We start from the raw sequence: 12,746 nt of genomic DNA, 5'->3' as shown, positions 1-12,746 counted from the left end.
GTTGCGGAGTTGCATGGCTGCTACAAGGCACACGCAAGCTCCGTGTTATATGCCGGTCGATAACCAAGACATGACGTCGACAAGGACAGAGCAATGATTGTTCTCGGATTGGGTGCCTGCTTGATTGCAATGACGCTGCTTGCAGCCGTCGCCCGCCTCGATTCCCTCGCCGCAAACCGCGATATGCGCGCCCTTCGGGTGTTCTAAAAACCCATCCTTCCCCGTTGGCAGTCCGGCACCTTTGGTGTATCGCACTCGCGCCTTTCATGTCAGCGGAACTATCGGTTCATGTCCCCCAGATCTGGTCTCCTCATCGTTCTTGGCTTCACGCTCTGGCGCGTCGTCATGCTCAATTTCGATGTGACGGACCTTTTCGTCGACGAGGCGCAGTACTGGTTCTGGTCACGGAATCTCGATCTCGGCTATTATTCCAAGCCGCCGATGATTGCGTGGGTGATCCGGGCAATGACCGAGCTTTCCGGCTCCAACGCCATCTATTGGATCAGGCTGCTCGGACCGCTGATCCACATGGCAGCGGCACTGGTGCTGATGAAGACGGCAAAACGTTTCGTCGGGCCGGAGATCGAAGGCTGGACGGGCGCCACCTACATCACGCTCCCCGGTGTGGCGCTTTCTTCGGTGTTCTTCTCGACCGATGTGATCTTGCTGTTCTTCATCGCGATCGCCTTGCTTGCCTACTTTGGCTTGACGCAGCGGCGCTCGGTCGGGCTGGCGCTGATCATGGGCCTTGGCGTCGGCCTCGCCTTCCTGACGAAATATGCCGTGCTGTTCGTCGTTCCGGGCGGCGCGATTGCCCTCCTCCTCATTCCGGCGGCGCGCATCGCCATTCGCGATTTCATCATCGCGGTCGCGGTCGCGGCAGTCGTCGCGCTGCCGAACCTCTGGTGGAACCTGCAGCACGACAACACGACGGTGCGGCATACGCAGGACATTGCCCATTGGAGCGAACTCGGCATCAATCTCCGTCGCGGGCTTGAATTCTTCTCCGCCCAATTCGGCGTCGTCGGGCCGATCATCTTCTTTGCAATGCTCTGGGCGGTCTACCGAATGGCCAAGGGCAGGAGCGATGACCGGGAAAAGATGCTGGTCTGGCTGTCGATGCCGGTGGTCGTGCTCATCACGCTGCAGGCAACGGTCGCCAAGGCCTATGCCAATTGGGCGGTGACCGCCTATGTCGCAGGCACCATCCTTGCCGTCTGGCTGCTTTACCTGAAGTGGCCGAAGGGGCTCAGGCTGTCGCTGACCATCAACGGCATCGCCAGCCTGCTCTTTCCGCTGGCGACGATCTTTCCGCATCAGTTGCTGCTGCCGAACGGCGACGCGCTGATGAAGCGCTATCTCGGCCGCGCCGAGGTCAGCCGCGAGACCGCCGCACTCGCAGCGCAAGCCGGCACCGATATCATCGTCACCGACAATCGCGATATAGTCGCCGATCTTTTCTATACGCTCCGCGATGCATCCTACAGGATCTATGCGCGGGCGCCCGCCGGCCTTCCGGAAAGCTATTACGAGCAGGAATTCGCTCTGCCTGCCGACATCACCAGCAAGGTGCTGTTCCTGACGGAAGGGGCTTTCACCTGCGCCACCGAGACGCCCGAGGTGCTGAAGAACTGGCAGCCGACGGAGGGCAACTACAAGGGCAAGGCGCTCCACATCTACAAAGTCTCCGCCGCCTGCCTGGCGCCCTGAGCCGGTTCAGCCTGCCCGATGACAGCGCCGCGCGTCTCGAGGCGCAAGGGCTGTAACACTTTGAATTATGCAGCGGGCAGGCAGAGACCGGTGCCCGTCCCTTCGATCTCCACGAATTTGACGCCGCCTTCCTCGAAGGCGAAGCGCAGCTGCGCCTCCGTCGCCCGATGGATGTCGTGGTGCCGGCCCTCGTAATCGCGGATGGTGCTGCGCGAGACGGCGGCCCTCTCGGCAAGATCCGTCTGGGTCCAGTCCAGCAGGCCCCGCGCCGCGCGGCAGAGAGCGGGGGTGAGAATTGTTTCCCTTGCGCCTTGACCCATGATTTCAAGTTGCCCATATTGGTCGATATAGACCATATATGTCATATTACTGACGGGATTTCCAGATCGGGAGACAAGGATGCCACACGATACGCCCTTGATTTCGACAATCGTCGGCGGCATCGTGCTGGCTTTCATCTTTGGGGCCTTCGCCCATCGGCTGCGGATGCCGCCGCTCGTCGGTTATCTGATCGCCGGCGTGCTCGTGGGGCCACATACGCCGGGTTATGTGGCGGATCAGAGCCTTGCCCCGGAGCTTGCCGAAATCGGCGTCATCCTGCTGATGTTCGGCGTCGGGCTGCATTTCTCCCTAAAAGACCTGCTGTCGGTGCGCGGCATCGCCGTGCCCGGGGCGATCGTGCAGATCGCTTTCGCGACATTGCTCGGCTGGGGGCTCGGCGCCTTCATGGGCTGGTCGACCGGCGGCAGCCTGGTCTTCGGCCTGGCGCTTTCAGTCGCCTCCACCGTCGTGCTCTTGAAGGCGCTGCAGGAGCGGCGCCTGGTCGAAACCGAGCGCGGCAGGATCGCCGTCGGCTGGCTGATCGTCGAGGATCTCGCCATGGTGCTGGCGCTGGTTCTGATCCCGGCCGCCGCCAGCATCGGCGGTGAGGGTCACGCTCCCGTCGAGCCGCTCTCGGCCGCGCTGAGCAGCCTGTTCGACCTCGATCTCGGCATCGGCGGCATGATCGCCATGACGCTGGTGAAGGTGGCATTGTTCGTGGCGCTGATGCTGGTTTTCGGCCGCAAGCTCATTCCCTGGACGATGCACCGCATCGCCCATACCGGTTCGCGCGAACTCTTCCGGCTCGGCGTGCTGGCGATCGCGCTCGGCGTCGCCTTCGGAGCGGCGAAGCTCTTCGGCGTGTCGCTGGCGCTCGGCGCCTTCTTTGCCGGCATGGTGCTTGCCGAAAGCGAGCTCAGCCATCGCGCCGCGCAGGAAAGCCTGCCGTTGCGCGACGCCTTTGCCGTGCTGTTCTTCGTCTCGGTCGGCATGCTGTTCGATCCGAACGTCCTGATCGACAAGCCGCTGCCGATCCTCGCCACCATCTTCATCATCGTCATCGGCAAGTCCGTCGCCGCCTTCCTGATCGTGCTCGCCTTCAAGAAGCCGCTCGGCACGGCGCTGACGATTTCGGCAAGCCTCGGCCAGATCGGCGAATTCTCCTTCATCCTCGCCGCCCTCGGCGTCGAACTCGGGCTGCTGCCGGAGGAGGGCCGCGATCTGATCCTTGCCGGCGCCATCATCTCGATCATCCTCAATCCGCTGCTCTTCTTCCTCTGCGACCGCATGCGGCCGCTGCTGGATGGTGCAAAGCGCGAAGACGTCGTGGCAGACCCTGCTCCCGCTGCGGATGCGATAGCAGCGCAGGAGGAGATGCTGCCCGAAGACGACGAGGTGCACCCGACCGCTCTCAGCGGCCACGCCATTCTCGTCGGCTACGGGCGGGTTGGCAGCATCGTCGGACAGAATCTCAAGTCGTCAGCCACACCTTTTCTCGTCATCGAGGACTCCGACAAGCGCATCGGCGAGCTGAAGGCGCAGGGTATCGAAACTCTGTCGGGCAATGCGGTGATGCGGGAAACGCTCGACCTTGCCAATCTCTCCGGCGCCCGCAGCATTGCCATCGCCATCCCGAACGCCTTCGAAGCCTGCCGTATCGCCGAGCAGGCGCGCAGCGTCAATCCATCCATCCTCATCGTCGCCCGCGCCCATTCCGACGCGGAGGTCGATGAGCTGAAGCAATATGGCGCCGACACCGTCATCATGGGCGAGCGTGAAATCGCGCTGGGCATGGTTGACCGGCTCGCGCAAGTGCATCATGAGAGTGTGCCCTATGAAGACGGGCATGGGCCTGATACAATTATGCCGACGGATGACCCTCCGCCGGGAAGAGAATGAGAGATTGGCGCGCTTTTGAGCCGATACGGGAGTGACATAACCGGGACGGAGAAGATGGAGCTGGACCAGCGCCGTCTGACGAGCCGTATCGCCGCCTCCCTCCTCGTCGCCGTACTTGCCTATCTCGGGCTGCTTTTCGGCGGCAATCTGGTGATCTCGCCGGTCGCCGCCGCCAATACGCTTTCCTCTTCCGATCGGGATTCGCAGCCGCCGCAGTTGACTGCGCGCGACGCCGTGCGCGGGTTGCTTGCCACTGAACGCAAGCTTGCACCGAAGCAGGCGGCGCATGACGCCGGACCGCTTGCCCTTGCCGCCGCCCCGGCTGCCGATTTTTCCGGCTGGACCATGGCCGCGCCTTTTCCGGCATTTGAAGCTTCGCTTCATGCCGCAGTCTCCAGGACCCATCAGCCGCGCGCACCGCCGGTCGCTGCCTGACGCTCGCGCCGATCGGCGCTCCCGACCATTGACGACATGCCGCCAGCGCCCGAGCGCCGGCCCTCGATATCAAGGAATACAACATGCGTACTTCACGATGGCTGGTGGTCACCTATACGGTGATCATCCTACTCGGCCTATTGATCGCCCTGCCGAACGTCCTGCCGCAATCCGTCCTCCAGCGCGTGCCGGCCTGGCTGCCGCATGAGCAGGTGTCGCTCGGCCTCGACCTTCGCGGCGGTTCGCACCTCGTTCTGGAAGTCGATGAAGCTGACCTTACCAAGGAGCGGCTGCAATCGCTGCTTCAGGACGCGCGCCGCGTGCTGCGCGAAAAGGGCATCCAGCCGAAAGCCGTGGTCCGCAGCCAGAACCAGATCGTCGTGACGCTCGCCGATGCCGCGCAGAGCGATGCTGCCGTCACCGAACTCAAGACGCTTGCCAACCCGATCAGCACCGGCCTCAGCGCCGGCCAGGCGGATCTTGATGTCACGGCGAACGGCGCCACCATCACCGTCGGCTTCTCGCGGGCCGGCATCGCCGCCAATGTCGACAACGCCGTCCAGCAGAGCCTCGAGGTCATCCGCCAGCGCGTCGACCAGGTCGGCGTCTCCGAGCCGACCATTCAGCGCATCGGCGCCAACCGCGTGCTCGTCCAGCTTCCGGGCGCGCAGGATCCGTCGCGCCTGCGCGAACTTCTCGGCTCCACCGCCAAGATGTCGTTCCATATGCTGGCGCCGAACAATGCGCCCGGACCCGGCGTGACCATGCTGAACGACGATGAGGGCAGGTCCTATCCGGTTCTCGACCGCGTCGAAATCTCCGGCGACCGCCTTTCGGATGCCCGCGTCAGCTTCGATCCGAATACGCGTGAGCCGATCGTCAGCTTCCGCTTCGACAGCGCCGGCGCCACCCGCTTTGCCGAGATCACCCGCCAGAACGTCGGCAATCCCTTCGCCATCGTCCTCGACAACAAGGTGCTGAGCGCGCCCGTCATCCGCGAGCCGATCACCGGCGGTTCCGGCCAGATCTCCGGCAGTTTCTCGGCCGACAGCGCCACAACGCTGGCCGCCATGCTGCGCGCCGGCGCCCTGCCCGCCAAGCTGACGGTCATCGAAGAGCGCACCGTCGGAGCCGATCTTGGCGCCGACGCCATCAAGATGGGCATTTATTCCGGCATAGTCGGTTTTGCCCTCGTCGCCGCCTTCATCTTCGTTCTCTATGGCTCCTGGGGCTTTCTGGCGAATATCGCGCTGTTGATCCACACGATCCTGACCTTATCGGCGCTAACGCTGGTTGGTGCGACGCTGACGCTGCCGGGCATTGCCGGTGTCGTTCTCGGTATCGGCCTTGCGGTCGACGCCAACGTTCTCATCAACGAGCGCATCCGCGAAGAAACGCGCAAGGGCAAGAGCGCCTTCGCCGCCATCGACACCGGCTTCCGCCGTGCCTATTCGACCATTATCGACGGCAACATGACGGCCCTGATCGCTGCGGCCATCCTGTTCTTTTTCGGCTCCGGACCGGTTCGCGGCTTTGCCGTGACCATGGCGCTCGGCCTGATCATCTCGATGTTCACATCGGTTGCCTTCGTGCGTGTAGCGATGATCGAGATCACCCGCCGCCGCAAGCTCAAGGTGCTGAACATCCGGCCGTTGATCCCGTTCAGCCCCTATGACAAGCACATCGAGTTCATGAAGGCCCGCTTCTTCGGCGTCACCGTCTCGGCGCTGCTTTCGATCGCCTCCGTCGTGCTCTTCATTTATCCCGGTCTCAACTACGGCGTCGATTTCCGCGGCGGCATCCAGATGGCCGTCAAGACCCAGGGTGCGGCCGATCTAGCGAAGTTCCGCGAAGGTCTTGATAGTCTCGGCCTCGGCGAAATCACCCTACAGTCCTTCGGCGACAAAAGCAGCATTCTCGTTCGTGCCCAACGGCAGGAAGGCGGCGAAGAGGCGCAGACGGCAGCAGTGACCAAGCTGAAGGCCGAAGTCGCCAAGATCGATCCGACCGCCACCGTCGAAGGCACGGACGTCATCGGTCCGAAGGTCAGCGGCGAGCTTGCCTGGGCCGGTATCCTGTCGGTGGTGATCGCAAGCTTCGCGATGCTCCTCTATATCTGGGTGCGGTTCGAATGGCCATTTGCCGTCGGCGCCATCGTCACGCTGGTGCTCGACGTCACGAAGGCGATCGGCTTCTTCGCAATCACCGGCCTCGACTTCAACCTGACAGCGATCGCCGCCATCCTGACGCTTGTCGGTTATTCGGTGAACGACAAGGTCGTCGTCTATGACCGCATGCGCGAAAACATGCGGCTCTACAAGTCGATGCCGCTGCGCGAGATCATCGACAAGTCGATCAACGAGACCTTGGCGCGAAGCCTTTACACCAATGCGACGGCCTTCCTTGCGCTGGTGCCGATGGCGATCTGGGGCGGTAGTGCTGTCTCGAGCTTCGCGATCCCGATGGTCTTCGGCATTCTGGTGGCCGGCGCCTCGTCGATCTTCATCGCGGCACCCATCCTACTCTTCCTCGGCGACTGGCGCCGCCGCCATGCCAAGGCCGCACCGGCAACCGATGAGGCAGTCGAGATCATTCCGCCGGAACAGGGTCGCCCGCGCAAATCCGCGAGCTAAAATCCCATTAACGCATCCTTGATAGGGCGCCGGTTGCAGAGCCGGCGCCCTCTTTCTATTGTCGGCTACTGCATTATTTGCCATTTCAAGGAGTTACAGCGTCCTTCGCGCGTCCGAAAAGATGCGCGGCGCTGTAAAAAGATCGGGGAAACCGCCAGATGTCATCTTACCCGACGAAACCCACTTTTGCCGGAGACAGCGAGGAGCGCATCAAGCGTTTTCTCGCGACCGCTTCGCACGACCTGCAATCGCCGCTCCGCCATATCGCCATGTATGCCGAGCTACTGCTCGACGATCTCGAGGAGACGCTCGACGGCGAACAGCTTCAGAGCCTGCGGATGATTATGGAAAAGGCGCAGACGGCGCAGCGCCTCACCAAGGCATTGATGAGCCTTGCCGGTGGCACACCCCAGGTGACGCCTGAAGAGGTCGATCTGCAGGCGCTCGCCGAAAATGTCTGGGGCGAACTGACCGACGAGACGGCGGTCGGCGAAGCGACGCTCGAAAGCAACGGCCTGCCCTCCATCCGGACCGATCCTGCCCTCTTCGGTCTGGTGCTGCGGCACTTGCTGACCAATGCCCTCATTTATCGCAGCGAAGCGGCGGCGCATGTGGCCATTGCCGCGGAGCGCGAGGGAACGGACTGGTTCATCCGGATTTCCGACAATGGGGCGGGCATCGATCCCGCCTATCGGGAGCGGATATTCGAGCCTTTCTGGAAATTGCCGAAGCCGGGAACGGTCCAGGGCGCCGGTCTCGGATTGACCACGGCGCGGGAGTTTCTGACGGCGCTCGGCGGCGATATCAGCCTCGAACATTCGGATGAAAGCGGCAGTCGCTTCGTCATCCGCCTTCCGATTGCCTGAGATTAGAGCAATTCCAGCAAAAGTGTGCAGCGGTTTTGCGTCCGGAATTGCGAAAGTACAAAGACTAAAGCGCGACAAGCGAATCCGAAAGATCGCGACGTGCTTTAGATACTGTAATCGTCCTTCCAGAATTCCGGGACGTCATAGGTTACATATTCGCGGATGATGTGCTGCAGCGTCTGGGCATCGATTTCGTCCTTGCCGATGCGGAAATCGACGCCATAATCCGGGAATTCCTGGAAATAGCCGCCCGATATATCGGTCGAGACCACGCCGATGGGACCAGTGTAACCGATGCCGCGCAGCTCCGGCACCGTGTCGCGGAAATCGGCATTGGGCAAAAGGCGATTGTCGAGCAGGATGAGATCGAAGCGCGCCGCGCGGATCTTTTCCAGCGCGTCACCGATCGATTGCGAATATTCAACCTCGACGGTCGGCTCGGAGAGATCGGCGATCTTCTTCTTGAGCGCGCGGAATTCGATGAATTCGTCGTCGACAAAGAGGACCTTTACGGCATTCCTTCGGCTCGTTTCGGTGATCATCGTCTCATTTCCCCAATCCGAAACCAACTTCACGAAACCAAACCATTCCTCAAGGCGATCGCCACCATATGAACGCGGTTCACAGCGTCAAGTTTGCGCGCGGCCGCGGTGATGTGCGAATTGACCGTATGTTCGGAAAGACCGAGAATGATCGCGATTTCCGCCGACGTCTTGCCTTCGCTCGTCCATTTGACGATTTCCGATTCGCGCTGGGTCAGCCGTCCGGACATTTCCGGCGTCAGGATTTCCTCGTAGAGCTTGTCGAAAATACGCATGGCGTCGAGAAGCATGTCGGCGATCTCACTCTGATCCGGCTCCTGACGCTCGCCGCTGAGGACGAGGCAATATCGCCGCCCTTCCGGCGTGAACAGCGGGATGAAGAGAAAGACGCCGCTCAGGAACTCGTTGAAAACAAGATCGGACGGATAATCTGCCGGCTGTACGTTCCGGCCATGGACCGGCGTTGCCAGGAACTGGGCGGTCTTCGCCCGGACGGTGCCCAGCGCTTCCTTCAACGTCGTGATGAAAAGACCGACACGCCGCTCGGCAACATTGGTGATGACGATATCGCGTTCACCGAAAGGGGCCGAAGCCTCGGAAATGCGGGCAAGCGCGAAATTGTCGAAGTTGTAATGCTGCGCCGCGGATTTCAGCAGACGGAAAAAATCGGTGCGGTTGATCGCCCGGCTCAACTCCGGTCCGGCATGAAAGGGAATTGCCTGGGCATTGTTCATTCCCACTCTTCCTCTCCTCCCGCCAATGCCTCTAATCCCGAAATCTTGGGATATACGTCTTAAACGCGAAGAGCTACAAAAATTGCGAGACGATTGATGAGAGATATCGAAAACGGGGACTTTCGATATGTAAGGCGGAAATCATCAATTATCTCAGCTAAAGGTGATGCACGGGCAGATTTTACTGAGGGGCAGTAGCTCTTACCTGGGTATCGTATTCTTCCTGCATTCAACATCCATGAATGCGAGAAGGCAGTGCCAGACGTAAGCGCGAGAGAGCCGATAGACCCATTCAGCTAAGGGGTTGGCTGATGTTCGTGGCGGCGAACGCGGGTTGATCGGTTCTCTCAGCGCTTATTTTGCGTTCCATATTCTTCGCTTCGGTTGCATCTTGTGATGCGTCCTCGCCCTTGTCAATTGCGGTTTGTCATATGGTTGGGACGAATGAGGAGGAACAGGTCATGCGGCTTTCGCCGTTTTCTACATCTCAAGATTGAGAATGACCGTGGCAAGGTCAAGTGGCTTTTCCAGATAGACATCGGCGCCGGCATCGAGTGAGCGCGCGCGGTCCTCGGCAGCATCCGATCCGCTGCAGATAGCAAGCCGCATCGCCTTGAAACGATCATCCAGGCGCAACCGAGTGATCAGGCCGATGCCGCTATCGAGCGGCATGTAAAGATCGGCGACCAGCAGATCGGGCAAGATCTTGCCTTCCGCCGCGCGCGTCTCCAGTGCCTCCAGCGCCATTTCGGCGGTCGAAAAACAGAATAGATCGACGTCTATCTGCTGCTTTTTGCTCATATAGTCGACATAGAAGAGGTCATCCTTGCTGTCGTCGACATAAAATAGGGTGGTCATCTAGCACCGTGATTTGGATATTGTTCGAATGAACCTCGCTGTCCTTCGACATCACCATACCGCGGTTCCACTAAAATTCGATATACCTCATCGCAGATCATTTCGCAAAAAGCGCGGCACCCCCCTGCCTTGCCTATTGAGTATTCCTCGATTTCGGAAAAGATGGCCGCGCAAACCGAAGGAGGACGCACGGGTGCAGGATCAGGGCAACGTGGACCTGCAGGACCAGCCAAGGCGACACTACCGAGCCTTTGCGATTGCCGTCGGCTGCCTGATGTTCCTTCTCGGCGTGACGGCGGTTGCCGGCTGGCTGCTGCAGGCCGAGATTGTCATTTCGCTGGTTCCCGGCTTTCCGTCGATGGCCTTCAATACCGCGCTCTGCTTCGTGCTTTCCGGCGTGGGGCTTGCCGCTTCGACACTCGCCGCCCGCCGCTTTCGAGCAACGGCGACGATCACGGCAGGGCTTGCGGCGGCGATCGCCGCGGCCCGGCTCGTGGAAATCGTCATGATCGGGCGGACTTTTCACAATGTCGACCTGTTGATCTCGCGCTTCCTGGTTTCGCCGGATTTCATCGCCGAGATCGGCGGCGGCATGGGGCCGAACACGGCGCTGGTCTTCCTGATCGCCAATCTTTCGCTGCTGCTCTCGCTCCAGGTGGAGAGGTCGAGAAGCCAGGTGGTGCAGGAATTGACGAGCTATGTCGTTATCACGCTCGGCATGATCGCACTAGCCGGCTATGTCACCGATGCCGAACAGGGCTACCGCTGGGGGCCCTATGCGGCGATGGCGCTGCATACGGCGGTCGGCATGGTGATCTTCGGTTCCGGGCTTCTCGCCCGCTCCTGGTGGATGCAGCCGGCAAACCGGGCGCAGATCCCACTCTGGATCCCGGCTGCGGTCTGCTTCACCGGCCTTCTCGTCGATCTCTATACACCGCTGGGTGTCGCCAACGGCATTCTCTATGTACCGCTGGTGCTGACGGCGCTCTGGTTCGGCAACAGAAATGCGCCGCTTTTCTTCGCCTTTGCCTGCACCGTGCTGCTGATGCTCGGCTTCTTCGCCGTCAAGCACGACGAGGCGGGGTTCTGGCAGGAGATCGCCAACCGCACCATTACGGCTGCCACGCTTTGGCTGATCGCGCTCCTCGTCTTCTATTTCATGCGCAACACCCATCACCTCGAAAGCGAGCGCGTCCGCTTCGGCGCGTTGGTGCGCGGCACGCCTGATGCCGTCGTCGTCATCGACGAGCGTGGAACGATCAAGAATTTCAATCCGGCGGCTGAAGCCATGTTCGGTTACTCCCTGCAGGAGACAATCGGCAAAAACATCAAGATGCTGATGCCCGAACCCTACCATTCCGAGCATGACGGCTATCTCGCCCATTACCGGCAGACCGGCGAGGAGCGCATCATCGGCACGACGCGCATGGTCTCCGGACGACGCAAGAACGGCATCGTCTTTCCGATCGATGTTTCCATCAGCGCCGTCGTCGCCGGCCATACCAAAACCTTCGTCGGTATCGTGCGCGACATCAGCGAGCGCGTCCGGCAGGAAGAACGGATGAAAACGACGCTTTCCCAGCTCGAGGCCTATACAGCCGAGCTCGAGCGCAGCAACCACGACCTCGATGAATTCGCCTATATCGCCTCGCATGATCTCAAGGAACCGCTGCGCGGCCTGCACAACCACTCCCGCTTCCTGTTGGAAGATTATGAAGACAAGCTCGATGCGGACGGCGTGCGCCGGCTGAACCGGCTCGTGCGTCTCAGCCAGCGCATGGAGAAGCTCGTCAACGAGCTTCTTTATTTCTCCCGGCTCGGGCGCCAGCAGCTGGCGGTCAAACGCACCGACATTGGCCTGATCGTCAAGGATGTCGTCGCGACGATGGAGCTGCTGCTGGAGGAGCGGCATGCCAAGGTCATCATCGACGGCCGGCTGCCGGAGGTGGTTTGCGACGCGCCGCGGTTGACCGAAGTCTTCCGCAATCTCATCACCAATGCGATCAAATACAACGACAAACCGGCGCCACTCGTCTCGATCGGTTATCTTGACCGGTTCGTCGGCAAGGACGGCACGGTTGCCCGCAACGTGTTTTTCGTTAAGGATAACGGCAAGGGCATTCCGCAGGAATTCCACGAGGATATTTTCCGCATTTTCAAACGGCTGGAAAAGTCGCAGGATTCCGACGACGGGACCGGAGCAGGCCTCACCTTCGTTCGCAAGATCATCGCGCGGCACAATGGCGATATCTGGCTGGAATCCGAGGTCGGCACCGGCACGACATTCTACTTCACTCTGGGAAAAAAGCGCGAGGGGCAGAATGCAGCAGCGTGATACGCAACCGATCCTGATCGTCGAGGACAGCGAAGACGATTTCGAAGCGACGATGCGCGCCTTCAAACGCACCAATCTGCGCAATTCGATCCGCTGGGCAGCCTCCGGTCAGGAAGCGCTCGACATGCTCGCCGAGATGGTGCCGAAACCCGGGCTGATCCTGCTCGACCTCAATATGCCTGGCCTTGACGGCCGCAAGACGCTGGAGGCGATCAAGTCGAACGCCGGCTTGCGCAAGATCCCGGTGGTGATCCTCACGACCTCCGACGACGAACGTGACATCGAAGGCTGCTATGCGCTCGGCGCCAATACCTATGTGCAGAAGCCGGTGGATCTCGACGGGCTCTTCGCGGCGATCCAGCGGCTGAAGGAATACTGGTTCGAAATCGCGATCCTGCCGCTCGAGGACTGAC

Annotated in this window: 11 protein-coding genes; 7 read left to right on the top strand and 4 right to left on the bottom strand. The window is 60.9% G+C overall.

Annotated elements, in window-relative coordinates:
• The first annotated feature begins 288 nt into the window (after positions 1–288).
• The gene (locus BA011_RS23355) at positions 289–1,710 is read left to right on the top strand and encodes an ArnT family glycosyltransferase (RefSeq protein ID WP_065282192.1); all 1,422 of its coding nucleotides are present in this window, start codon (positions 289–291) and stop codon (positions 1,708–1,710) included.
• A 65-nt stretch (positions 1,711–1,775) separates the two neighbouring features.
• Here the strand turns inward: BA011_RS23355 and BA011_RS23350 are convergent, their stop codons facing one another.
• Entirely contained in the window at positions 1,776–2,075 is a 300-nt protein-coding gene (locus BA011_RS23350) for a helix-turn-helix transcriptional regulator (protein WP_065282191.1), read from the bottom strand.
• A 34-nt stretch (positions 2,076–2,109) separates the two neighbouring features.
• On the opposite strand from BA011_RS23350, the gene ybaL reads away from it, so the two are divergent.
• From ybaL to BA011_RS23330, 4 genes are all read left to right on the top strand, one after another.
• Positions 2,110–3,930 carry a YbaL family putative K(+) efflux transporter gene (ybaL, locus tag BA011_RS23345; protein ID WP_065282190.1) on the top strand — a complete coding sequence of 607 codons (1,821 nt, stop codon included), beginning with the start codon at positions 2,110–2,112 and terminating at the stop codon, positions 3,928–3,930.
• 54 nt (positions 3,931–3,984) lie between these two features.
• Positions 3,985–4,365, top strand: a complete 381-nt coding sequence (locus BA011_RS23340) for a hypothetical protein (RefSeq protein ID WP_065282189.1) — start codon at positions 3,985–3,987, stop codon at positions 4,363–4,365.
• A gap of 83 nt (positions 4,366–4,448) precedes the next feature.
• Entirely contained in the window at positions 4,449–6,998 is a 2,550-nt protein-coding gene (gene secD / locus BA011_RS23335; RefSeq protein ID WP_065282188.1) for a protein translocase subunit SecD, read from the top strand.
• Positions 6,999–7,156: 158 nt separating this feature from the next.
• Positions 7,157–7,864, top strand: a complete 708-nt coding sequence (locus tag BA011_RS23330) for a sensor histidine kinase (RefSeq protein ID WP_065282187.1) — start codon at positions 7,157–7,159, stop codon at positions 7,862–7,864.
• A 104-nt stretch (positions 7,865–7,968) separates the two neighbouring features.
• Here the strand turns inward: BA011_RS23330 and BA011_RS23325 are convergent, their stop codons facing one another.
• The 3 genes from BA011_RS23325 to BA011_RS23315 all read right to left on the bottom strand — a co-directional run bounded on the left by BA011_RS23325 (position 7,969) and on the right by BA011_RS23315 (position 9,998).
• Positions 7,969–8,406: a response regulator gene (locus BA011_RS23325; protein ID WP_065282186.1), complete on the bottom strand. Its 438-nt coding sequence runs from the start codon at positions 8,404–8,406 to the stop codon at positions 7,969–7,971.
• Positions 8,407–8,435: 29 nt separating this feature from the next.
• The gene (locus BA011_RS23320) at positions 8,436–9,140 is read right to left on the bottom strand and encodes a response regulator transcription factor (protein ID WP_025393134.1); all 705 of its coding nucleotides are present in this window, start codon (positions 9,138–9,140) and stop codon (positions 8,436–8,438) included.
• 480 nt (positions 9,141–9,620) lie between these two features.
• On the bottom strand, positions 9,621–9,998 hold the full coding sequence (locus BA011_RS23315) for a response regulator (protein WP_065282185.1): 378 nt from the start codon (positions 9,996–9,998) through the stop codon (positions 9,621–9,623).
• A 28-nt stretch (positions 9,999–10,026) separates the two neighbouring features.
• Here BA011_RS23315 and BA011_RS23310 point away from each other — a divergent pair, with 28 nt between their 5' ends.
• Together BA011_RS23310 and BA011_RS23305 are read left to right on the top strand one after the other, a co-directional pair.
• The gene (locus BA011_RS23310) at positions 10,027–12,333 is read left to right on the top strand and encodes a sensor histidine kinase (protein ID WP_186806481.1); all 2,307 of its coding nucleotides are present in this window, start codon (positions 10,027–10,029) and stop codon (positions 12,331–12,333) included.
• Positions 12,320–12,745: a response regulator gene (locus BA011_RS23305; protein WP_017958959.1), complete on the top strand. Its 426-nt coding sequence runs from the start codon at positions 12,320–12,322 to the stop codon at positions 12,743–12,745. The genes BA011_RS23310 and BA011_RS23305 overlap by 14 nt, the downstream gene beginning before the upstream one ends.
• The last annotated feature ends 1 nt before the right edge of the window (position 12,746 follow it).

Source organism: Rhizobium leguminosarum (assembly GCF_001679785.1).
Classification (GTDB): Bacteria; Pseudomonadota; Alphaproteobacteria; order Rhizobiales; family Rhizobiaceae; genus Rhizobium; species Rhizobium leguminosarum_R.
Note: the sequence above shows the minus strand (reverse complement) of the source record. Positions and strands in the feature narration are given on the sequence as shown.